The sequence below is a fragment of the Micromonospora sp. CNZ295 genome (genome assembly GCF_004217535.1).
On sequence record NZ_SHKZ01000001.1, the window covers coordinates 1,227,072 to 1,248,184 of the forward strand.

25 protein-coding genes and 1 pseudogene are annotated in these 21,113 nt (G+C 73.3%); 19 read left to right on the forward strand and 7 right to left on the reverse strand.

Annotation, left to right across the window (positions count from 1 at the left end; genetic code table 11):
* Positions 1-20 precede the first annotated feature (20 nt).
* From grpE to EV376_RS30085, 4 genes are all read left to right on the forward strand, one after another.
* On the forward strand, positions 21-773 hold the full coding sequence (gene grpE / locus EV376_RS05790) for a nucleotide exchange factor GrpE (RefSeq protein ID WP_130321108.1): 753 nt from the start codon (positions 21-23) through the stop codon (positions 771-773).
* A gap of 83 nt (positions 774-856) precedes the next feature.
* Entirely contained in the window at positions 857-2,029 is a 1,173-nt protein-coding gene (gene dnaJ / locus EV376_RS05795; RefSeq protein ID WP_130321109.1) for a molecular chaperone DnaJ, read from the forward strand.
* A 47-nt stretch (positions 2,030-2,076) separates the two neighbouring features.
* Positions 2,077-2,517 (forward strand): heat shock protein transcriptional repressor HspR, encoded by a 441-nt coding sequence (locus tag EV376_RS05800; protein WP_130321110.1) that lies wholly within the window; start codon positions 2,077-2,079, stop codon positions 2,515-2,517.
* A gap of 125 nt (positions 2,518-2,642) precedes the next feature.
* Positions 2,643-2,813 (forward strand): hypothetical protein, encoded by a 171-nt coding sequence (locus EV376_RS30085; protein ID WP_165437958.1) that lies wholly within the window; start codon positions 2,643-2,645, stop codon positions 2,811-2,813.
* A 94-nt stretch (positions 2,814-2,907) separates the two neighbouring features.
* Here EV376_RS30085 and EV376_RS05805 read toward each other — a convergent pair whose 3' ends face one another.
* The 4 genes from EV376_RS05805 to EV376_RS05820 form a co-directional block, all read right to left on the reverse strand.
* Complete coding sequence (locus tag EV376_RS05805; RefSeq protein WP_130321111.1) at positions 2,908-3,339, reverse strand: hypothetical protein; 432 nt, start codon at positions 3,337-3,339, stop codon at positions 2,908-2,910.
* Positions 3,340-3,521: 182 nt separating this feature from the next.
* On the reverse strand, positions 3,522-4,727 hold the full coding sequence (locus EV376_RS05810; RefSeq protein WP_130321112.1) for a cation:proton antiporter: 1,206 nt from the start codon (positions 4,725-4,727) through the stop codon (positions 3,522-3,524).
* A gap of 5 nt (positions 4,728-4,732) precedes the next feature.
* A complete protein-coding gene (locus tag EV376_RS05815; RefSeq protein WP_130321113.1) occupies positions 4,733-5,233 on the reverse strand; it encodes a cation:proton antiporter regulatory subunit in 501 nt (166 codons plus the stop codon).
* A gap of 114 nt (positions 5,234-5,347) precedes the next feature.
* Entirely contained in the window at positions 5,348-5,878 is a 531-nt protein-coding gene (locus EV376_RS05820) for a hypothetical protein (RefSeq protein WP_130321114.1), read from the reverse strand.
* 88 nt (positions 5,879-5,966) lie between these two features.
* Between EV376_RS05820 and EV376_RS30735 the strand changes: the two genes are divergently transcribed.
* The 15 genes from EV376_RS30735 to EV376_RS05895 all read left to right on the forward strand — a co-directional run bounded on the left by EV376_RS30735 (position 5,967) and on the right by EV376_RS05895 (position 18,900).
* Complete coding sequence (locus tag EV376_RS30735) at positions 5,967-6,599, forward strand: ABATE domain-containing protein (RefSeq protein WP_130321115.1); 633 nt, start codon at positions 5,967-5,969, stop codon at positions 6,597-6,599.
* Between the two features lie 86 nt (positions 6,600-6,685).
* A complete protein-coding gene (gene clpB, locus EV376_RS05830; protein ID WP_130321116.1) occupies positions 6,686-9,277 on the forward strand; it encodes an ATP-dependent chaperone ClpB in 2,592 nt (863 codons plus the stop codon).
* 103 nt (positions 9,278-9,380) lie between these two features.
* A complete protein-coding gene (locus tag EV376_RS05835; protein WP_130321117.1) occupies positions 9,381-9,755 on the forward strand; it encodes a hypothetical protein in 375 nt (124 codons plus the stop codon).
* A gap of 76 nt (positions 9,756-9,831) precedes the next feature.
* Positions 9,832-10,908, forward strand: coding sequence for a hypothetical protein (locus EV376_RS05840; protein ID WP_130321118.1), 1,077 nt, complete (start codon positions 9,832-9,834; stop codon positions 10,906-10,908).
* A gap of 111 nt (positions 10,909-11,019) precedes the next feature.
* The gene (locus tag EV376_RS05845; RefSeq protein WP_130321119.1) at positions 11,020-11,643 is read left to right on the forward strand and encodes a DUF4178 domain-containing protein; all 624 of its coding nucleotides are present in this window, start codon (positions 11,020-11,022) and stop codon (positions 11,641-11,643) included.
* Complete coding sequence (locus EV376_RS05850) at positions 11,644-12,150, forward strand: DUF2617 family protein (protein WP_130321120.1); 507 nt, start codon at positions 11,644-11,646, stop codon at positions 12,148-12,150.
* A complete protein-coding gene (locus EV376_RS05855; protein WP_130321121.1) occupies positions 12,147-12,572 on the forward strand; it encodes a DUF4247 domain-containing protein in 426 nt (141 codons plus the stop codon). Before EV376_RS05850 ends, EV376_RS05855 begins: the two co-directional genes overlap by 4 nt.
* Before the next feature lie 41 nt (positions 12,573-12,613).
* Positions 12,614-13,036: a DUF350 domain-containing protein gene (locus EV376_RS05860; protein ID WP_130321122.1), complete on the forward strand. Its 423-nt coding sequence runs from the start codon at positions 12,614-12,616 to the stop codon at positions 13,034-13,036.
* Positions 13,037-13,095: 59 nt separating this feature from the next.
* Entirely contained in the window at positions 13,096-13,875 is a 780-nt protein-coding gene (locus EV376_RS05865) for a hypothetical protein (RefSeq protein ID WP_486482868.1), read from the forward strand.
* Positions 13,872-15,434, forward strand: a complete 1,563-nt coding sequence (locus tag EV376_RS05870) for a polyamine aminopropyltransferase (RefSeq protein ID WP_130321124.1) — start codon at positions 13,872-13,874, stop codon at positions 15,432-15,434. Before EV376_RS05865 ends, EV376_RS05870 begins: the two co-directional genes overlap by 4 nt.
* A 124-nt stretch (positions 15,435-15,558) precedes the next feature.
* On the forward strand, positions 15,559-16,257 hold the full coding sequence (locus EV376_RS05875; RefSeq protein WP_486482527.1) for a DUF3824 domain-containing protein: 699 nt from the start codon (positions 15,559-15,561) through the stop codon (positions 16,255-16,257).
* Positions 16,258-16,329: 72 nt separating this feature from the next.
* A complete protein-coding gene (locus tag EV376_RS05880; protein ID WP_130321125.1) occupies positions 16,330-16,962 on the forward strand; it encodes a hypothetical protein in 633 nt (210 codons plus the stop codon).
* A gap of 10 nt (positions 16,963-16,972) precedes the next feature.
* Complete coding sequence (locus EV376_RS05885) at positions 16,973-17,782, forward strand: SDR family NAD(P)-dependent oxidoreductase (RefSeq protein WP_130321126.1); 810 nt, start codon at positions 16,973-16,975, stop codon at positions 17,780-17,782.
* Between the two features lie 143 nt (positions 17,783-17,925).
* Positions 17,926-18,465: an orotate phosphoribosyltransferase gene (gene pyrE, locus EV376_RS05890; RefSeq protein WP_130321127.1), complete on the forward strand. Its 540-nt coding sequence runs from the start codon at positions 17,926-17,928 to the stop codon at positions 18,463-18,465.
* 57 nt (positions 18,466-18,522) lie between these two features.
* Complete coding sequence (locus EV376_RS05895) at positions 18,523-18,900, forward strand: ArsR/SmtB family transcription factor (protein ID WP_091081602.1); 378 nt, start codon at positions 18,523-18,525, stop codon at positions 18,898-18,900.
* A gap of 79 nt (positions 18,901-18,979) precedes the next feature.
* Here EV376_RS05895 and EV376_RS05900 read toward each other — a convergent pair whose 3' ends face one another.
* The 3 genes and pseudogenes from EV376_RS05900 to EV376_RS05910 all read right to left on the reverse strand — a co-directional run.
* Positions 18,980-19,693 (reverse strand): VTT domain-containing protein, encoded by a 714-nt coding sequence (locus EV376_RS05900; RefSeq protein ID WP_130321128.1) that lies wholly within the window; start codon positions 19,691-19,693, stop codon positions 18,980-18,982.
* Positions 19,694-19,811: 118 nt separating this feature from the next.
* Positions 19,812-20,597: a thioesterase family protein gene (locus EV376_RS05905; RefSeq protein WP_130321129.1), complete on the reverse strand. Its 786-nt coding sequence runs from the start codon at positions 20,595-20,597 to the stop codon at positions 19,812-19,814.
* Between the two features lie 11 nt (positions 20,598-20,608).
* Positions 20,609-21,066 (reverse strand): annotated as a pseudogene (locus tag EV376_RS05910) (polynucleotide kinase-phosphatase); the annotation flags it as partial.
* Between the last annotated feature and the right edge of the window lie 47 nt (positions 21,067-21,113).

Below are 21,113 nucleotides of genomic sequence, written 5' to 3' on the forward strand. Positions count from 1 at the left end.
CACAGGGATGAGGTAGCCGCATGACGGACAAGCCACGAGCCGCCGACCCGGGCCGCACCGGGTCGGGGCGGGGTCGCTCCGCGTCCGCCGGCAAGGGCGGTGCGGAGCAGCGGGTCGTCATCCGTAACAACCGCAAGATCAGGGAGACTCCGGCGTCCGACGCGACCGCCGCCGACGCCGGGTCGAACACCCCGGCCGAAGGGCTGGTCGAGGAGGCCGAGGTCGTGGTCGACGAGATCCAGGTGGAGACCGCCGAGCCGGACGAGGGCACGCCGGCCGGGCCGCCGGTGGTGGACGCACCGGCCGATCCGGTCGACGCCGCCGCGGCCACGTCGCTCGGCGCCGAGCTGGAGGCGCTGCGCGCCGAACTCGACGAGCGCACCCGGGATCTCCAGCGGGTGACCGCGGAGTACGCCAACTACCGCAAGCGGGTCGACCGGGACCGGGGCCTCGTCACCGAGCAGGCCACCGCAGCGGTGCTCGCCGCCCTGCTGCCGATCCTCGACGACCTGGACCGGGCCCGTGAGCACGGCGACCTGGTCGGGCCGTTCGGGTCGGTAGCCGAGCAGCTCGTCACCGCGCTCGGCAAGTTCGGCCTGACCCCGTTCGGCGAGGAGGGCGACCCGTTCGACCCGACGCGGCACGAGGCGGTGGCCCACCAGACCTCCGCCGACGTCACCGAGCCGACCTGCGTGCAGATCATGCGACGGGGTTACCTGATCGGCGAGCGGCTGCTGCGGGCGGCGCTGGTCGGGGTCGCCGACCCTGAGTAAGTGGTACGACACGACGACCGGATCGTCCCGCCCGCCCGCACCGGGCGGGCGGGACGACCGCTCGAAGGGAAGGGGGTGGACCGGTGAGTTCCAAGGACTGGATCGAGAAGGACTACTACGCCGTCCTGGGCGTGCCGAAGGCCGCCTCCGCTGACGAGATCAAGAAGGCGTACCGGAAGCTGGCGCGCGAGTCGCACCCGGACCACAACCCCGGCGACCCGAAGGCGGAGGAGCGGTTCAAGGCGGTCTCCGAGGCGTACGCGGTGCTGGGCGACGAGGCCCGGCGCCGGGAGTACGACGAGATGCGCTCGCTGTTCGGCTCGGGCGCGTTCCGGCGCAACGCCCGCGCGTCGGGTCGGCCCGGTGGCATGCCGTTCGACGTCTCCGACCTGTTCGGCGGCGCGACGGGCGGGGACCGGCGGTTCGGCGGTGCCGGCTTCCAGGACCTGTTCAGTTCGATCTTCTCGGGTGGCGGCGGTGCCGCGCCCCGTGGCCCGGCCCGGGGGCGGGACGTCGAGACCGAGGTCGCCCTGGCCTTCGACGACGCGGTCCGTGGGGTGACCCTCCCGCTGACGCTGCGCGCCCCCGGCGTGTGCGACACCTGTCACGGCAACGGAGCGAAGCCCGGCACCCAGCCGCGTGCCTGCCCGGTCTGTCACGGCGCCGGCGTGACCACCCGCAACCAGGGGTCGTTCAGCTTCTCCGAGCCGTGCCGCAACTGCCAGGGGGTCGGCACGGTGGTCGACGAGAAGTGCCCGGAGTGCCAGGGCACCGGCGGGGTCACCAAGACCCGCACCCTCAACGTCCGGTTCCCCGCCGGGGTGGCCGACGGCCAGCGGATCCGGCTGGCCGGGCGGGGTGAGCCCGGTGAGCGGGGCGGCCCGGCCGGCGACCTCTTCGTCCAGGTCAAGGTACGCCCGGACAACCTGTTCGGGAGGTCGGGCGACGACCTGACCCTGACCGTACCGATCACCTTCGCGGAGGCCGTCCTCGGCACCGACCTGCGGGTGCCCACGCTGGACGGCGCGGTGACCCTGCGGGTGCCACCGGGCACGCCGAGCGGTCGGGTGCTGCGCGCGCGGGGCAAGGGGGTCGTCCGCAACGACGGGCGGGTCGGCGATTTGCTGGTCACTCTCGACGTGGTGGTCCCGGCGAAGCTGTCGGACGAGGCGCGGGCGGCGCTGGAGACGTTCGCCGCGCAGACGCCGCCGGCCGCCCGGGAACATCTCGAGGCGCGGGTACGTCGAGTCAGTTGACCGGTGTTTCAGTGGGCTTGGTGGAGTGCACGCGGAGGTGAGCGGGGATGTCGAACGAGTACGTCGGTGCGGATGACCCTGCCTACGAGGCCAAGGTGCTGATGATCTCGGTGGCGGCGCGGATGGCGGGGATGCACCCGCAGACGCTCCGCCAGTACGACCGGCTCGGGCTGGTCCAGGCCGGCCGGGCGGCCGGTGGCGGGCGCCGGTACAGCGTCCGGGATGTCGTGCTGCTGCGCGAGGTGCAGCGGCTCAGCCAGGACGACGGCATCAACCTCGCGGGCGTGAAGCGGATCATCGGCCTGGAGCGGCTGCTCGAGGAGGCGCAACAGCGGGTGGCGCGGCTGGAGGCGGAGCTGGACGCCGCGTACCGCCGGATCGCCGAGTTGGAGGCGCTGGCCCGCTTCCCGGGTAGCGATCTCGTGCCCACCAACCGCACCTCCACCGCGCTGGTGGTCTGGCGCCCCCGCCGGAACCCCGACCGCTGACGCCACGATCGCGGCTCCGGCCCGGTCCGTTCGCCGGTTTCCCCGGCGCGGGCCGGGCCGCCGTCGTTAAGGTGCAATTGAGGTCCTATCCGCTGAATTCAGACCGGCATGGCGAGGGGGAGCGCGTGACGGAATCAGCGAAGAAGGTGGCTCAGCAGACCGAGGAACGCCTTGAGCGGGTGGCGGCGGACGTCCGGAAGCGGTTCGACCGGGTCACCGAGGGGACGTTCCGCGACACGGTGAACGAGGGGCGGTTCGACCCGGTCGACCACGACCGCAACCCGAAGGCGCGCTGACCCGATCGGCGAACGGGCCGGGACCCACGGGGGGTCCCGGCCCGTTCGCCGCCCCGGCGCCCCCGCGCCCCCACCAGGGGAAGGGGACCGGGGGTTAGGCGAGGCGGCGGTTTTCGCGGACCAGGCCGCCTTCGCACCAGTCGCGGTACACGAACAGGTTCGGACGGGCCAGCAGGACCCGGCTGTTGTGGGCCCACGTCCGCATCAGCTCGTCGCCGTCGCGCTCCGCCTGCTCGACCAGCTTGCGGAAGCGCCGCTTCGGGTGGGCGCGGAAGTTCGTCCGGATCCCGTCGGCGGCGTAGATGTAGAGGCAGTGCAGCGCGAAGCGGCGGGCCGGGCAGGCCGGATCCATCGCCAGGTCGAACAGGGTCAGCACCAAGCGGTCGCCGGAGACCAGGAGGTCCCAGTCCGCGGGCATCGACGTCAGCGGGACCGAGTCGGGGTGGTACGCCCACGCCCGCAGCTCGGCCGGGGACGGGTCGACAGGGTTGGCAAAGCCGTGAAACGTCGATTCCTGCACGCTCACCGGCCAACCTTCCCGCTTCCGACGCGGGGCGCACCGCACCGCCGCGAACCCATGGCTGCTTGGGCCGAAACGGTAACGCGAGCGCGCCACCAGCGGTAGTCCCCGGCGGGAGCAATTCGACAACCGTTGGCCGGGCCGGGTCTCGTCATCCGGTCGGACCCGGCCCGGAGGGGACGAACGGGTCAGTCCGGGACAGGTGCCGGCCGGGCGCGCTGGGCCTTGGCCCGGCGTCGCAGCCAGCGCTTGAACCAGTCGAGGTCGGGCACCCGCGCCAGCATCGGCCCGGTCACGACCGTGATCAACACGTACGCCGTGGCGAGCGCGGCCAGCTGCGGTTCGACACTCCCGGCCGCCACCGCCAGCCCGGCGATGACGATCGAGAACTCTCCGCGGGGCACCAGGGCGACACCGGCGCGCCAGCGGCCGGGTTCGGCGATGCCGACCCGCCGCGCGGCCAGGTAACCGGTGAGCGTCTTCGTCCCCATCGTGATCACCGCCAGGGCGAGTGCCGGCAGCAGCACCGGCGGGATGTCGCGCGGGTCGGTGACCAGGCCGAAGAAGAGGAAGAACACCGCGGCGAACAGGTCCCGCAGCGGGGTCAGGAGCTCGGTGGCGTGGTGCGCCACCGGCCCGGACAGCGCGATGCCGACCAGGAACGCGCCGACCGCGGCCGACACCTGGAGCTTCGCGGCCACGCCGGCCACCAGCAGGGTCAGGCCCAGCACGCCCAGCAGCACGGCCTCCGGGTCGCCGGCCGACATGATGTTCGAGATGACCCGGCCGTAGCGGATCGCCACCACCAGCACGATCAGCACCGTGGTGACCGCGACGGCGAGCGCGATGCCCCCGCCGATCAGGCCGGTACCGGCCAGGACGGCGGTGACCAGTGGCAGGTACAGCGCCATCGCCAGGTCCTCGATGACCAGCACCGACAGGATGACCGGGGTCTCCCGGTTACCGAGCCGGCCCAGGTCGCCCAGCACCTTCGCGATGACGCCGGACGAGGACACCCAGGTGATGCCGGCGAGGACGACGGCGGCCACCCACCCCCACCCGAGCAGTAGCGCGAACGCGGCGCCCGGCAGCGCGTTGAGCACACCGTCGATCAGCCCGGCCGGCGCCGCGGCCCGGAGGTTGCCGACCAGTTCGCCGGCGGAGTATTCCAGGCCGAGCATGACCAGCAGCAGGATCACGCCGATCTCGGCGCCGATCGCGAAGAACTCCTCGCTCTCCTGGAACTTGAACACGCCGCCGTGCCCGAAGGCCAGACCGGCGAGCAGGTAGAGCGGGATGGGCGAGAGCCCGATCCGACGGCTGAGCCGGCCGAGCAGGCCGAGCAGGAACAGCAGTACGCCGACCTCGATGAGCAGTGTCGTGGTTTCGTGCATCCGCCTCAGCCGTCCGGGTCACCGTCGGCGAAGATGGCGGTCACGCCGTCGAGACCCTGCCGGGTCCCGACCACGACCACCACGTCACCGGCTGCGAAGCGGAACGAGGGATCCGGAGAGACGATCACCTCGCCGTGGCGGAGCACCGCCACGATCGAGGCCCCGGTGCGGGTGCGCGCCTTGGTGTCCCCGAGCTTCCGGTTCACGTACGACGATCCGGCCGGAATGGCGATCTGCTCGGTGAGCAGACCCGCGGCCTGTTCCCGGAGCCCGGAGAGCTGGCCGAGCATCAGCGACGCGCCGAGGATGTCGGCCAGCGCCTCCGCCTCGTCGTCCGTGAGCGGGATGTCGTGCTGGCAGGAGTCGGGATCGTCCGGGTCGTAGAGGACCAGGTCCCGGCGGCCGTTGCGGTGGGAGACGACCCCCAGGCGCCGCCCCGACTCGGTCATCAGGTCATGACGTACGCCGATCCCCGGGAGGGAAGTCTGTTCGACACGTACTCGCACGCGCGCAGCGTACTCTCACGCCGCACGCTGGTGATCGGGCCGGTCCCGAGGTGTGCCGTTCGAGATCTCGGGGGGTTCGGCCCTCCGGCGGCCGAACCCCCGAGATCCACGCCCTCAGTCCAGGTCGGTGCAGACGTCGTGTTCGGTGCCGCCGTCGACGCGGATCTCGCGTACGCCGCCGTCGGCCGCGAAGGTCACCTCGTGGTAGCCGTCGAGGCGCCAGATCCCCTTCGGGTGCGCGTCGGTGGCCCGGAAGCCGACGGCGACCGGCCCGAGGTAGCGGTGGGTCATCGAGCCGTCGGTCCCGTAGTCGATGAAGGCCGTCCCGCTCAGGTCGTGCTCGACGGTCGCGCCGCTGTCCAGGTTGGTGTAGCGGACCCGCAGGTCGCCGGTGATGACCTGCTGGCGCGGGCTGCCGTCGGGGTACGTGGTCAGCGTCGCGATGCGCTCCTCGTCGACGACCGGCTCGGCGTGCACGCCGAAGGCGCAGCGCTCGCCGGCTCCGACCGTGTACTGCGCGGACCGGTACGGCTGCCAGTCCAGCCCGGCCGCCGTCGGCGCGGCCTGAGCCGGGCCGGCGGCGACCGTGGTGGCGGCGACCGTGGTGGCGAGCACTCCGAGGGTGGCGGCGAACAGGCGCCCCATGTGTTTCTCCTAACCATTAGGCAGCGATTTACCGGTTAGCCACAGGCAACCCTTCCTGGCCCGGCTTCTCAAGCGGCACAATCGGTCGGTGCACTGGGTCGAGGTCGACGGCGTTTTCCTGCCGAAGCTCTACGGCGGGCATCCCGCGCTGGACTTCTGCAACACGTGGTCCGGGTGGGACACCGTCGTCCGTACGCCGTCCGGGCCGCCGGATCCGAAGCGGGAGTGGATCCCGACGTACGACCGCTTCGTGGTCTGGACCGGGCACGCCGGCCTGCTGCCGGCGGCGACCGGGGAGCGGCTGCGGGCCGATGCGGCGGGCGACGCGCGTACCGCCGGCACCGTTCTCCGTCGGGCCTACCAGCTCCGGAACGCGCTCTACCGGCTGCTCCGCGAACCGGCCGACGAGCAGGCGTTCGGCGAGGTGGCGCGGGTGGCGCAGGCAGCGCTCCGCGCCACCGAGCTGGCCCCGGCCGACGGGGGCGGTGCGCGGCGCGTCCTGCCGGACTCGGCCGGCCTGGCCCGCCCGCTGTACGCCGTCGCGCGGGCCGCCGAGGATCTGCTGACCGGCGACTCCGTCCGGGCGGTGGGCGCCTGTCCGGGGACGGGCTGCGGGTGGCTCTTCCTCGACCCGCGTGGCCGCCGTCGCTGGTGCGACATGGCGACCTGCGGCAACCGGGCGAAGGTGCGCGCCCACGCCGCGCGACGCGCGGGTGAGTGACTCAGGTCACACGGGCAAGGTTGAGCGGAATAGGCTCAACTCTGGGAGTGTCCGTACCAGTGGACACGCCGATTCCGGGGGAGCCCATGAACACCGAACGCCTCACCACCAAGAGCCGCGAGACCATCACCGGTGCCGTCGCGCTCGCCAACCAGCGCGGACACGCCACCGTGGAGCCCTGGCACCTGCTGCTGTCCCTGCTGGACACCGAAGGCTCGACCGCGGCCGGCCTGCTGCGCGCCGCCGGGGCCGACCCCGGCGAGCTGCGCCGGGTCGCCCAGCGTGCGGTCGACGCGCTCCCCGCCGCGCGCGGCTCCAGCATCGCCGAACCCACCCTGGCCCGGGAGTTCGTCAACGCGATCGGCGCCGCCGAGCAGATCGCGCGGCCGCTCGGCGACGAGTACACCTCCACCGAGCACCTGCTCGCCGGTCTCGCCCGGGTCGGTGGCGCGGTGTCCACCGCACTGAAGGCGGCCGGTGCCACGGAGGAGAACCTGGTCGCCGCGTTCCCGACCGTCCGGGGCGGGGACCGGCGGGTCACCACCCCCGACCCGGAGCAGACGTACCAGGCGCTGGCCAAGTACGGCGTCGACCTGACCGCCAGCGCCCGTGAGGGCAAGATCGACCCGGTGATCGGCCGGGACGCCGAGATCCGCCGGGTGATCCAGGTGCTCTCCCGGCGGACGAAGAACAACCCGGTCCTGATCGGCGAGCCGGGGGTCGGCAAGACCGCCATCGTCGAGGGCCTGGCCCAGCGGATCGTCGCCGGTGACGTGCCCGAGTCGCTGCGGGACAAGAAACTGGTCTCGCTCGACCTCGGCGCGATGGTGGCCGGCGCGTCGTACCGGGGGCAGTTCGAGGAGCGGCTGAAGTCCGTCCTCGAGGAGATCAAGAACTCGAACGGCCAGGTCATCACGTTCCTCGACGAGCTGCACACGGTGGTCGGCGCCGGCAAGGGCGAGGGCTCGATGGACGCCGGCAACATGCTCAAGCCGATGCTGGCCCGCGGCGAGCTGCGGATGGTCGGCGCGACCACGCTGGACGAGTACCGCGAGCACATCGAGAAGGACCCGGCCCTGGAGCGCCGCTTCCAGCCGGTGCTGGTCGGCGAGCCGACGATCGAGGACACCATCGGCATCCTGCGTGGCCTCAAGGAGCGCTACGAGGTGCACCACGGCGTACGGATCACCGACGCCGCGCTGGTCGCCGCCGCCGCCCTGTCCGACCGCTACATCACCGACCGGTTCCTGCCGGACAAGGCCATCGACCTGGTCGACGAGTCCGCGTCCCGGCTGCGGATGGAGATCGACTCCCGCCCGGTCGAGGTGGACGAGATCGAGCGGGCGGTGCGCCGGCTCGAGATCGAGGAGATGGCGCTGGCCAAGGAGCCGGACGCGGCGTCCGCCGAGCGGCTGGAGCGGCTGCGCAAGGAGCTGGCCGACAAGCGCGAGCAGTTGACCGCGCTCTCCGAGCGCTGGCAGCTGGAGAAGAGCCACATCACCAAGCTCTCCACCGCCAAGGAGGAGCTGGAGCGGCTCAGTGGCGAGGCCGAGCGGGCCGAGCGCGACGGCGAGCTGGAGCGCGCCGCCGAGCTGCGGTACGGCCGCATCCCGGCGCTCAAGGCCGACCTGACCAGGGCGGAGGAGGAGCTGGCCCGGCTCCAGGCCGACGGCGCGATGCTCAAGGAGGAGGTCGGCGCGGACGACATCGCCGCGGTGGTCGCCTCCTGGACCGGCATCCCGGCCGGCCGGCTGCTGGAGGGCGAGACCGCCAAGCTGCTGCGGATGGAGGAGTCGCTGGGTGAGCGGGTGGTCGGCCAGGCGGAGGCGGTGGCCGCCGTCTCCGACGCGGTCCGCCGCGCCCGGGCCGGCGTCGCCGACCCGGATCGCCCGACCGGCAGCTTCCTCTTCCTCGGCCCGACCGGCGTCGGCAAGACCGAGCTGGCGAAGGCGCTGGCCGGGTTCCTCTTCGACGACGAGCGGGCGATGGTCCGCATCGACATGAGCGAGTACGGCGAGAAGCACTCCGTCGCCCGTCTGGTGGGTGCCCCGCCCGGCTACGTCGGCTACGAGGAGGGCGGCCAGCTCACCGAGGCGGTGCGCCGCCGGCCGTACTCCGTGATCCTGCTCGACGAGGTCGAGAAGGCCCACCCGGACGTCTTCGACATCCTGCTCCAGGTGCTCGACGACGGCCGGCTCACCGACGGTCAGGGCCGCACGGTGGACTTCCGCAACGCCATCCTGATCCTCACCTCGAATCTCGGTTCGTCGGTGATCAGCGACCTGACGCTGGCGGAGGAGCAGCGGCGGGAGGGCGTCCTGGCGGTGGTCCGCTCGCACTTCAAGCCGGAGTTCCTCAACCGGCTCGACGACATCGTGGTCTTCGCCGCCCTCCAGGGCCAGGACCTGCGGGCCATCGTGGACATCCAGCTCGACCGGATGCGCCGCCGGCTCGCCGACCGCCGGCTGAGCCTGGCGATCACGGATGCCGCCCGGACGTGGCTCGCCGAGCACGGCTACGACCCGATCTACGGTGCCCGCCCGCTGCGCCGCCTGGTGCAGACCGCCATCGGCGACCAGCTCGCCAAGGCCCTCCTGGCGGGCCAGATCCGGGACGGCGACACGGTGCGGGTCGACCTGACCGACGCGAAGGACTCCCTGGCGGTGACCGCCGCTTGACCTCGAGTCGATCAAGAAGTTTGCGTCCCTGAACCCGGTATCCACGGACGCAAACTTCTTGATCGACAGGGTGGGAGTAGGAGTGGCCGGGTAGGAGGACGGGATGGTGGGCATCGGGAGGAAGCGGGGGCGGGAGCTGGCCGCCGCGATCGAGGAGCTGCACCGCGCCGAGACCGTCGCGTTCGGACCGGTGGGCATCGCCGGGTCGCTGTTGCCGGTCACCGAGGCGTACCAGCGGGTGGCGGCCGCGCTGGTCGACCACCCCGGTGAGGTACGCGGGCCGCTCGACCGGCTGCTGGCCAGCGGCTCGCCGGCCGGGAAGGTCTACGCCGCCGCGTTGCTCGAGCGGCTCGACCCGACCGCCGGCCGGGCGGCCTGGGAGCGGCTGCGCGACGACCCGGCCGAGGTCGGCACGTTCACCGGCTGCGTGATGGGCAGCACCACCCTCCGGGAGTACGCCGAGGGCCGCCTCGGCTGAACGTGATCAACCGGGCATCTGGAACCGGTCGAACGGCTCTGCCGCGCGAGCACGACAGAGCCGTACGTTGCCGCCCGTGATCACCTCCACCGACGCGCCGGCACGCCCGCCCCGGCCGCGAACCGTCACCGTCGCCTTCTGGCTCCAACTCGCCGCGGCGGTCGTGCTGCTCGGTCTGCTGGCGTTGGTGGTCGTGCAGGCCGTGCTCTGGGACGGGCGCATCGACGAGGCGGTCCGCGCGGTACCCGGCGCCGACCCGAACGAGGTACGCGCCGAGCGCTGGACCAACGTCGGTGGCTCGATCTTCATCGGTCTGCCCGTCCTGCTGCTGGCGGTCTGGTACGCGGCGACCGCCCTGCCGGTACGCCGGGGCGGGAAGGTCGCCCGGATCCTGGTCTTCGTGGCCGCCGGCGGCCAACTGCTCGTCTGCGTCTGCCAGGGGTGTTTCGGCGCCCTCTTCCTCCCGATGCTCTTCGTCGCCGGCGTTGCCGAAGGGCCGCCGGGCTACCCGGACGATGCGGGGGACTACCCGGACGAGGAGGATCTGCCGGCGGACTTCTGGGAGGACAGCCCGTTCCTCGACGCCCTGTACGGCACGCCCGACCCGTTCGACGCCGTGTTCTTTCCGCTCGGGGCGTTCGGGACGCTGGCCGTCTTCCTGCTGACCGCCGCGGTGGTGCTGCTGCTCGCCCTGCCGCCGGCGCACCGCTGGTTCGTCCCCGCCGCGTCCCCGGAAGCGGCCGTACCGCCGGCACTTCCCCCGGTCGCCCCCGTGCCGCCGCCGTACCTCGCGGCCGCCCCCGTGCCGCCGCCGTACCTCGCGCCGTTCCCGCCGGGATACGTCGCCGTCCCGCCCGGCTATCCGCTCTGTCCGGACCCGTCGGCGCACGCGCCACGGCCCGGCCCCACCCCGGGGTCCGGGCCGACCTCGGGGTCCGGCCCCATCCCACGGCCCGGCCCCACCCCACGGCCCGGCCCTACCTCGGGGCCCGGCCCGACCCCGGGGCCCGGCCCGACCCCGGGGCCCGGCCCGACCCCGGGGCCTGGGCCGACCTCGGGGCCCGGGCCGACCCCGGGTGCCAGCCCCACCCCGGAGACCGGCACCGATCCGACCGGTCCCGGTGGTCGGGAATCCTCGGTGGACGGTGGCTGACCGGCCGGAGCCCGCACCACGGGTGACCGGCCGCTCACCGAGCGGGGAGAGATTCTTCCAGGTGCACGGGGTTGTTACCGTCTCGGACCGACGTACCTGGGGAGGTTGTCGGTGAACGGGTCGGTGGCGTACCTGCTGGCGGCGGCGGGCTGTCTGGTCGGCGTGGCCGGGGTGGTGATCGCCGTGCTGGCCCAGCGCCGTTCCCGCCACCGCCCGCCCGGCGCGAAGCGCCCCGGCGACCCGCTGCGCGACCGCGACGCGGACGCGCTCCGCGGCGACCCGCGCGGCCTGAAGCCCGGCGACATCGTGGAGGTGCGCGGCGTCACGTACGCGGTGCGCGGCTCGATCCGCCTGGTCGAGGGCGCCTGGAGCTGGGCCGAGCACCTGCTCGACGACGCCGGCGGAGTCCGCCGCTGGCTCTCCGTGGAGGAGGACCCGGAGCTGGAGCTGGTGCTCTGGGAGGCCGAACCGGGCGCGACCGTCACGCCGGGCGCACCGACCATCGACTTCGCCGGCCGCCGCTACAGCTGGGACGAGTCCGGTCAGGCCCGCTACACCGCGGTCGGCACCACCGGCCTCGACCCGAGCGGCACCATGCGGTACCACGACTACCAGGCCCCGGGCGGGGCCCGGCTCTCCTTCGAGGCGTACGGCGAGGCGGGCTGGGAGGTGGCCCGCGGCGAGAAGCTGCACCGGGCCGAGGTGATGATCTACCCGCGGGCCGAGGGGGCCTGAGTGCTCGTCACCATCGACGCCCCCTACGTCGACACCAGCGCCGCCGACCTCAGCCTCGCGTTCGACGACGTCGAACGTCCCGCGCTGCACGTGCTCGATCTCGACCTGCCCGGCGGAGTCCACGTGCGACTACGCCTGCTCGGCGCCTCGCACCAGGTGGTGCTGCGCGCCCCCGGCACCGCGGTCACCGAGACGGTGGCCTGCCTGCCCGGTCGCCGTCCCGACCTGCCCGGCACCGTGCACGACGAGCGCACCGGCTACCGGTTCACCGCGACCGTCCTGCGCCCCGGCGGCGGGGGCCTGCGGGACCGGGTCGCCGCGCTCCGCGCCGACCTGGCCGACGACCCGTACGCGCTGGTCGGCGTCTTTCCCGGGGACGTCGACGCGGTCACCGCCCTGTCGGTGCGTCCCGACCCGCCGGACGGCGCACTCGGCTGGCGCACCTGGCACGCGTACCCCCAGACCGACGAGCTGGTCCTGACCGAAACGGTGGTGGCTCTCCGATGACGTACCGACGCTGGTTCCTGGTGGGGGTGGTGTTCGCCGTCATCGGTGCGCTGGTCGCCGCCTTCGCCATCTGCTACGGCAACTTCTCGCCGCGGGGCTTCGTCGAGGACCGGTACGCCCGTGCCGCCGCCCGGGACATCGGCGGCGAGGCGCTGGCGTACACGTCGTCCAGCCGGCCCAGCGAGGTGGCCAAGGAGATCACCGACGCCTGGCAGCCGGCCGACCAGTACGTCGACGGCAGCGGTGTGTACCTGCGCTACGACGACGACTCGGTGGTGATCCTGCCGGTCGCCGCCGGCTCCCTGATCCTCCTGGAACGGCTCGGCACCGCGTACCCGCGCTACCACGCCAGGGTCGGCAACCACTGGGGCTGGGGCCGGGGGAACACCGTCCGGGGCGGCGGCCCGGGCAGCGGCAAGTAGACCTCACCCCCCGAAGACCGAATCACCCCCTGGAGCACCCCTTGCAGACCCTCGTCACCGACCTGCTGGTCACCCTCGCCTACGGAGTGGTCGGCGTGGTCCTCATGGGCATCGGGTACGTCCTCGTCGACGTGGCCACCCCGGGCCGGCTCAACGAACTGATCTGGACCGAGCGCAACCGCAACGCGGCGCTCCTGCTCGCGTCGAACCTGCTCGGCGTCGGCACCATCGTGGTCGCCGCGATCGTGGCCAGCGAGGACGACTTCGTCCTCGGCCTGGTCGGCGCGGCGTCCTACGGCATCCTCGGCCTCGTCATCATGGCCGCCGCGTTCCTGCTGCTGGACCTCGCCACCCCCGGCCGGCTCGGCGAGATCCTCGTCGACCCGGAGCCGCACCCCGCGGTCTGGGTCTCCGCCGTCATCCACGTCGCCACCGGCGCGATCATCGCCGCCGCGATCAGCTGATGGCCACGAGCAAGGCGCCCGGCCGGGCCGCGCCCAGGAAGGGCGGGCAGGCCGCCCTGGTGTGGGGGATCGTCGGTGCGGTGCTGCTGGGCGGATGTGTCATCGGCGTGGCCACCAACGGTGACGACGCCGGCACGTCGGTGCCGCCGCCCACCTCGACCGAGCGCGACGACACCGTGCCGATCCTCCGCAAGGCCTTCGAGAGCCAGGGCATCTGCTACGGCTGGCGGCTGGAGGACGGGTACGGCTTCGACGACGTGGTGAGCGTCGGCTCCAACCTCGGCGACGGCGTGCCGGTCGAGGGCAACCCGCAGTGCCCGCGCTGGGTGCAGGTGGTCGGTGCGGTCACCTACACCTCCGAGAGCAGCGAGTCCAACGACCACGCGTACGTGCGGGTCGAGGGCTCGTCCGACTTCGACAGCCTCGACCTGCTCCGGGTGCAGAACGGGCTGGCCCGGTTCGACCTCGGCGAGGACGCGTTCGTCGACGACCCGGGCTGGGCCGTCACCCGGGCCGCGGTCACCCTGCCGCTGCTCGTCGCCGAGCGCGAGCTGGCCAGCCCCGAGCCGGTGGAGACCGCCGCGCCCGCCGACCCGCCCGCGCCGCTCGCCGACGCCGGCAGCGACATGTGGCGGGACCGGTGGGGCTGGCTGCTCGGCGCCGCGGGGCTGCTGCTGCTCACCGTCCTGTTCGTCGTCATCGGGCTGGCCCAGCTGCGCCGGCAGGAGACCGACCGGCAGGAGGGGCGCACGGCTCGCGGCCGGGAGCGCGAGGTCGCCCACCAGGCGGCCCGGCGGTCCGCCGCCGAGGATTCCGGGCGTACCCCGGAGCGGGCGTGACGGTCGACGCGCCGGCCCGGTGGCGGCTGTCCCGCGCCGCCGTACTGGCCGCGGTGTTCGTCTGCGCGGCCTGCGGCCTGGTCTACGAGCTGGCCCTGGTCGCCCTCGGCAGTTACCTGATCGGCGACACGGTGGGTCAGGCGTCGATCGTGCTGGGCGTGATGGTCTTCGCGATGGGTGTGGGTGCGCTCGCCGCGAAGCCGTTCCAGTCCCGCGCCGCGGCCGCGTTCGCCGCGATCGAGCTTGCGCTGGCCCTGCTCGGCGGCCTGTCGGTGCTCGGGCTCTACGCGGCCTTCGCCTGGCTGGACCTCTACGGGCCGGCGCTGGTCGGCACCGCCTTCGTGCTCGGGCTGCTGATCGGCGCGGAGATCCCGCTGCTGATGGTGCTGCTGCAACGGATCCGGGAACAGGCCGCCGGCAGTGCGGTGGCCGACCTGTTCGCCGCCGACTACGTCGGTGCGCTGCTGGGTGGCCTGGCCTTCCCGTTCCTGCTGCTGCCGCTCTTCGGCCAGCTCAAGGGGGCGCTGGTGGTGGGCGCGGTGAACGCCGCCGCCGGTCTGGCGCTGGTCTTCACCGTGTTCCGGCGGGAGCTGAGCCGGCGGGCGCGCATCGCGCTCACCGCCGCCGCCGTCGTGGTCGCGCTCTGCCTCGGGTACGCGTGGCTGACCGCCCGCGACTTCGAGGTGACCGCCCGTCAGCAGCTGTACCGGGACCCGGTGGTGCACGCCGAGCGCAGCCGCTACCAGGAGATCGTGCTGACCCGCTCGGTCGCCGAGCCGGGCCGAGGCGGGACCGACCTGCGCCTGTTCCTGAACGGGGACCTCCAGTTCAGCTCGGTCGACGAGTACCGCTATCACGAGGCGTTGGTGCATCCGGCGCTCGTCGGGCCGCGCGGCGAGGTGCTGGTGCTGGGCGCCGGGGACGGGCTCGCCGTCCGGGAGGTGCTCCGCTACCCGGACGTCCGGCGGGTCACTGTCGTCGACCTCGACCCGGCGGTGGTGGCGCTGGCCCGCAGCGAGCCGCAGCTGCGCCGCCTCAACGGCGGGTCGCTGGACGACCCCCGGGTCCGCGTCGTGCACGCCGACGCGTTCGCGTGGCTGCGGACCGCGACCGAACGGTTCGACGCGGTGGTGGCCGATCTGCCCGACCCGGACGAGACCGCCACCGCGAAGCTCTACACCGTCGAGTTCTACGCGCTGGTCCGCAACGTGCTCACCGGCGGCGGCCGGCTGGTGGTGCAGGCCGGTTCACCGTACTTCGCGCCCCGGTCGTACTGGTCGATCGAGGCGTCGCTGCGGGAGGCCGGGTTCGCCGTCACGCCGTACCACGTGGACGTCCCCTCCTTCGGCGACTGGGGCTTCCTGCTCGCCGCCCCCGGCGGGCCGCCGCCCGCGCTGACCCTGCCGGCCGGCGCGCCGCCGCTGCGCTTTCTCGACGCGGCCGTGCTCGCCGCCGCCGCGGCCTTCCCGCCCGACCGCCGCCGACTCGACGTCCCGGCGTCCACCCTGCTGCAACCCCGGGTGTTGGAGTACGCGCGCGCCGAGTGGCGCGGGTACTGACGTTCCCGTACCGTCGCGGCGCCCTGCCCCGATGGTCCGTACTCGGTACGGTGTGGGCGCGATCTAGGGAAGGAGAACCGTGGCCGATCCTCATCAGCCCCCCGCCCGGGTACGCCCGAGCGTCGTGACCATTTCCAGCTACCTGCTCATCTTCTACGCGATCCTGTCGGTGATCAGCCTGATCGTCGGGCTGACCACGCTGGGCACCATCCAGGACGTCTACCGGGACGCCTTCGCGGGGACCGACGCGGAGGGCGCCGAGGGCGTCGCCGTGTTCATGGTCGCCGCGGGCAGCGTGGTCAGCCTGCTCTTCGCGATCGGGCTGGTCGTCCTGGCCATGCTCAACAACCGCGGGAAGAACGTCGCCCGGATCATCACCTGGGTGGTCGGCGGCATCGCGCTGTGCTGCTCCGGTATCGCGCTCGCCGGGACCGCCGTCGGCAGCTCGATGGGGGGCCAGACCTCGGGCAACGTGCCGAGCCAGGACGAGATCAACCGTCGGCTCGACGAGGCCCTGCCGTCCTGGTACGAGCCGGTGTCCCTGCTGCTCACCGTGCTCGGCATCATCGCCCTGCTGCTGGCCCTGATCCTGTTGGCGCTGCCGAAGGCGAACGAGTTCTTCCGCAAGCCGCAGCAGCAGTGGGAGCCGCCGGTGCCGGGCGCCGCCTACCCGGCGTACCCGCAGAGCGCGGAGGAGCCGGGCTACCCGCAGACCCCGGGCTACCCGGGCGCGCCGGGCGCCACGCCCGGCCAGCCGGAGCAGGGCGGGGAGGCCGCGCCGGGCTCCGACCGGCCCGGCCCGACGCCGCCGCCGGTGAGTTGAGCGCCCGATAGCGGCGACGACGACGGTCCCTCCGGATAGCGTGCAACCCGACGCCTACCGGAGGGACCAGTCGTGTCGTACCCCGATCGGGCCCGTCGTCCCGTGGCCGTGACGGCGGCCGTCGTGCTGCTCGTGCTGATGGCGGCCGTCGCCTTCGGGTACGCGCTCGTCAGCCTCCTCGTCCTGCCGGGCGCGGTCGACGCGTTCCGGTCGGCCGTGGCGGACACGTCGGCCTCGTCGGACGAGATCGACGCGGTGGTCGTCCTGGCGGGCGTCTGGACGGTGTCCGGTGCGGTGGTGAGCCTGCTCGCCGGGGTCGTGCTGGTCGCGCTCGCCCTGGGCCTGCGGGCCGGCCGTCCCGGTGCGCGGGTGGCGACGTGGGTGGTCGCCGGGCTCGGGGTGCTCGCCGGCTGGTGCGGGCTCGCGGTGCTGGGCGGGATGCGCGCCGTCCCGTTGCGGCTCGGCGACGAGGACCGGGTCACCGCCGAGCTGCTGACCCGGCTCGACGAGGCGTGGCCGGGCTGGTGGCTCCCGCTCGGCGCGGGGCTTTCCGTCGGGCAGGTGCTCGGCTACCTTGTGGTGGCCGTGCTGCTGGCGCTGCCACCGGCGGCCGGGTGGTTCCGCCGGCCGGCGCCCGCCCCGCACGGCCCGAGGTACCCGGCGCCGCCCGCCCCGACGTACCCGCCCCCGTACCCGCCGAGGTGAGGACCCTCCCGTGACGCTCGATCAGCCGACCACCGGGCAACGCGCCTTGGTGACCGGAGCGACGGCCGGCATCGGCGCCGCGTTCGCGCGCCGGCTCGCCGCCGACGGTTGGCACCTGGTGCTGGTCGCCCGGGACGCCGCCCGGCTGACGGAATTCGCCGCGGAGCTGACCGGCCGGCACGGCCGCGAGGTCGAGACGATCTCCGCGGATCTGTCCACCGACGACGGTTGCGCGGAGGTGGAGCGGCGGCTCACCGAGGGTTCCGCGATCGAGCTGCTGGTGAACAACGCGGGGGTCAGCCTCAACACGCCGTTCCTGCGGTCGTCGGCGGAGGCGGAGGAGCGCCTGCTCCGGCTCAACGTGCACGCGGTGCTGCGGCTGACCCTGGCGGCCGTCCGACCGATGACCGAGCGGGGCCACGGAGCAGTGATTAATGTCTCTTCCGTGGCGGGTTTCGGGGCGGTCATGCCGGGCTCGACATACTCGGCCAGCAAGGCGTGGGTCACCAACTTCAGCGAGTCGGTCGGGCTCTCCGCCCGCCGGTTCGGCGTCCGCGTGATGGCGCTCTGCCCCGGCTACACGCGTACCGAGTTCCACGACCGCGCCGGCATCGACATGTCGAAGACACCGGCGTGGATGTGGCTGCGGGCCGACGAAGTGGTCGATGAAGGGCTACGTGACCTGCGGAAAGGCAAGCTGGTCAGCGTGCCGACGTGGAAGTACAAGCTGGCCGTGGCGGGGCTGCGGCACGCGCCGCGGCGGCTGCTGGAGGTCGTCTCGCGGGACACCCGGGGTCGGATCGGCCGCGAGGAACGCTGACCGACGGGCACCGCGGCCGGCCCGGCCGCCCGGTCGACAGTTGCGCAGCGTGTCCGTACATCGCCGGCCGTCTCATCGCCCGCGGGGTTGACCCGGGTGGACCCGGCACGCGGCGCACAGCATCGAGCAGTACCCTCTCCCCCATGGGGGACCACGACGACCTGCGTAAATTCATCACCGACCTGGCTGTGGTCCATGGACGGGTGGTGCTGTCCTCGGGGCGCGAAGCGGACTGGTACGTGGATCTGCGACGCGTCACGCTGCATCACGAGGCGGCGCCGTTGGTGGGCCGGGTGCTGCGAACCCTGACGGCCGACTGGGCGTACGACGCCGTGGGCGGGCTGACCCTCGGCGCGGACCCGATCGCGCTGTCGATGCTGCACGCCGCCGCCGGCACGGACCGCCCGCTGGACGCGTTCGTCGTCCGCAAGGCGGGCAAGGCGCACGGTCTGCAGCGCCGGATCGAGGGGCCCGACGTGAGTGGGCGCCGGGTCCTCGCCGTGGAGGACACATCGACCACGGGACAGAGCGTCTTGACCGCCGTCGAGGCCCTTCGTGAGGCCGGGGCCGAGGTGGTGGGAGTGGCGGTTATTGTTGATCGAGGTGCCGGCGACGCGGTGCGAGCCGCCGGACTGCCGTATCGGGCGGCCTATACGTTGGCTGACCTCGGCCTTGTGGCGTAAAAGTCTGCCGATTCGGATCTGCTGATATGCAGGCGGATCGATGCTGCTGGTGGAAGGATGGAAAACGTGGGAACTGCGTTGGCTGAAATGACCATGCCTCAGATCTCGCCGCTCGCCGGCGAGCCGATCGAACGTGCCGACGCCGAGCGGCTGGCCGGGGTCCTCAAGGCCCTGGCCGACCCTGCCCGGCTGCGGCTGCTCAGCCTGATCCAGTCGGCTCCGGAGGGAGAGGCGTGCGTGTGTGACCTCACCGCACCCCTCGGCCTCTCGCAGCCGACGGTCAGCCACCACCTGCGCATCCTCACCGAGGCCGGCTTGCTGGAGCGGGAGAAGCGCGGGGTCTGGGCATACTACCGGCTGGTGCCGAGCGCGATCGCGACCATCGCCGATCTGCTGACGCCGCCGCGCAAGCGGGCCACCAAGAAGGCGCGCTGACCCGTACCGCTCGTCCGGTGCCCTCCCTGACCGGGACGGCGCCGGACGGACGGCCGGGCGTGCCCGGCGGCCGATCCGGTCAGTGCTTGCCGTAGTGCTCCCGGGTCTCCCGGATCGCCTGCTCGGCGGCGGCCCGCTCCTCGGCGGTGATGCCGCGCCGCGCAGCCAGGCGTGCGCGCAGCAGCTCGACCGCGATCGGGATCACCGAGATCCCCACGATCGCGATCAGGATCAGCTCGATGTTCGCCTTGACGAACGGGATCTGCCCGAGGAAGTAGCCGAGCACCGTCACGCCGGTGCCCCAGAGGACGCCACCGATCACGTTGTAGACGACGAACGTGCGGTAGTTCATCCGGCTGACCCCGGCCACGATCGGCGTGAACGTGCGCACGATGGGCACGAAGCGGGCCAGCACGATCGAGCGGGCACCGTACTTCTCGAAGAAGTCGTGTGCCTTCAGCACGTTCTCCTGGTTGAACAGCCGCGAGTTCGGCCGCCGGAACAGCGCCGGCCCGACCTTGCGGCCGAACGCGTACCCGACCTGGTCACCGGCGATCGCGGACACCGTGATGAGCAGGCAGACCAGCCACAGTGGCCAGGTGATGTACCGCCCGTCGGCGGTGAGCAGGCCGGCGGTGAACAGCAGCGAGTCGCCGGGCAGGAAGAACCCGATCAGCAGCCCCGACTCGGCGAAGACGATCACCAGAATGCCGAGCAGGCCGAACGTCGAGATCAGCACCTCGGGATCGAGCCAGTCCGGCCCCAGGGCCAGCGTGGTGGTGGGCGTCGACACGAGGTGACCTCCGAGGTCTGCCGGCGGCGGGTGTCGCCAGCGGCGACGGGAACGTCCGTAGTCTAGGTGCCCGTCCGATCCGTCCGGTGCGCGACGTCACACCCGCGCCGGCCGCGGTTCAGCGCGGTGCCACGACCAAGGTCTGCAACGCCTCGCCCACCGTGCCGTCGACGTCCGCGAGCCGGCTGGTCGCGAGGCCCGAGCCGGACGGGCCGATCGTGGTCGCCGAGTCCAGCAGCAGCCACTCGCCCCGCGGCGGCCGGTGCAACACCACCGTGAGATCGACGTTCACGAAGAGCCAGCGGGCCAGGTCCAGCCGGGCACTGACCCCGCTTCCCGAGTCGGCCACCAGCAGCGCCAGCTCGGCCGGGCGGACCGGCTCGCCGGGCACCAGCGGGATGCGGGACCGGGCCCACACCTGGGCCGGCCCCGGTTCGGCGAAGCCCCCGGCGACGACCCGCCACTGCATGCTGGACAGGTAGCCGTCGGTGTGGGCGGTGGCCCACAGCTCGGGCTCCGCGCCGGAGTCCGGGCCCGGCACGGGTGCCGCGTCGTCCGGAGTGGCCGGTGTCGGCTCGGCCGGGGCGAGGATCCGCCAGCCCCGGGCGTGCAGCACCTCCTGCCCACCGGCCTCCGCGATCGCCTCCACCAGGGTGATCCGCCGGCCGGGGCGGAGCGTACGCACGCGCACCGTCAGCTCCCCCACCGGCACCGGGCGCAGGATGTCCACCGTCACCCGGCCGAGCACCTGACCCTCGACCGGCTCGTGCGCCGCCAGCGCGCGGGCGAGCAGCGCCGACGGCGGGCCGGCGTGCTGTGCGGCCGGATCCCAGGGGCCGGCCGTCGCCGGGGTGGCGGCGAACCGGCCCGCACCGGTCGGCTCGTAGAACGCCTCGTAGGTCATGGCCGGCGACCCTACAGGCGCGGGTCGACCGGCTCGGACTCGCGGCGAGGATCGCGAACACCAGCTCGTGGCGGCGCCACAGCGGGGCCCCGGCGACCAGTGCGTCCAGCGCGGCGAGCCCGAGGCCGTGCTCGCGCAGCGCGAGGCCCCGCTTGCGGCCCAGCGAGCGGCGGCGCAGCAGGGCCAACTGCTCCGGCTCGGTGTACTCCGGACCGGAGATGATCCGCAGGTACTCCCGGCCCCGGCACTTGATGCCCGGCTGGAGCAGCGAGCCGCGCGCTGAGCGGGCCGCCGGCCCGGCGTACGGCTTGACGACCATGCCCTCACCACCGGCCGCGGTGAGCGCCAACCACCAGTCGGTGGCCGCCGCCTCGGCCGCCGGGTCGGACAGGTCGACGACCCGCCGCCGGGTCGGGGTGAAGAACTCCGGGTCGGCGGCGCAGAGCCGGTCGGCCAGATCGCGGTGCCAGTTAACGGCGGGTGCCCCGCCGACCGGCGGGTCGGCGGGGCACCGGG

Excerpts from the sequence above, each read along its gene's own strand:
- grpE (WP_130321108.1), top strand. The coding sequence starts at position 21 with ATGACGGACAAGCCACGAGCCGCCGACCCGGGCCGCACCGGGTCGGGG.
- EV376_RS05800 (WP_130321110.1), top strand. The coding sequence starts at position 2,077 with ATGTCGAACGAGTACGTCGGTGCGGATGACCCTGCCTACGAGGCCAAG.
- EV376_RS05810 (WP_130321112.1), bottom strand. The coding sequence starts at position 4,727 with ATGCACGAAACCACGACACTGCTCATCGAGGTCGGCGTACTGCTGTTC.
- EV376_RS05820 (WP_130321114.1), bottom strand. The coding sequence starts at position 5,878 with ATGGGGCGCCTGTTCGCCGCCACCCTCGGAGTGCTCGCCACCACGGTC.
- clpB (WP_130321116.1), top strand. The coding sequence starts at position 6,686 with ATGAACACCGAACGCCTCACCACCAAGAGCCGCGAGACCATCACCGGT.
- EV376_RS05835 (WP_130321117.1), top strand. The coding sequence starts at position 9,381 with ATGGTGGGCATCGGGAGGAAGCGGGGGCGGGAGCTGGCCGCCGCGATC.
- EV376_RS05855 (WP_130321121.1), top strand. The coding sequence starts at position 12,147 with ATGACGTACCGACGCTGGTTCCTGGTGGGGGTGGTGTTCGCCGTCATC.
- pyrE (WP_130321127.1), top strand. The coding sequence starts at position 17,926 with ATGGGGGACCACGACGACCTGCGTAAATTCATCACCGACCTGGCTGTG.
- EV376_RS05895 (WP_091081602.1), top strand. The coding sequence starts at position 18,523 with ATGGAAAACGTGGGAACTGCGTTGGCTGAAATGACCATGCCTCAGATC.
- EV376_RS05905 (WP_130321129.1), bottom strand. The coding sequence starts at position 20,597 with ATGACCTACGAGGCGTTCTACGAGCCGACCGGTGCGGGCCGGTTCGCC.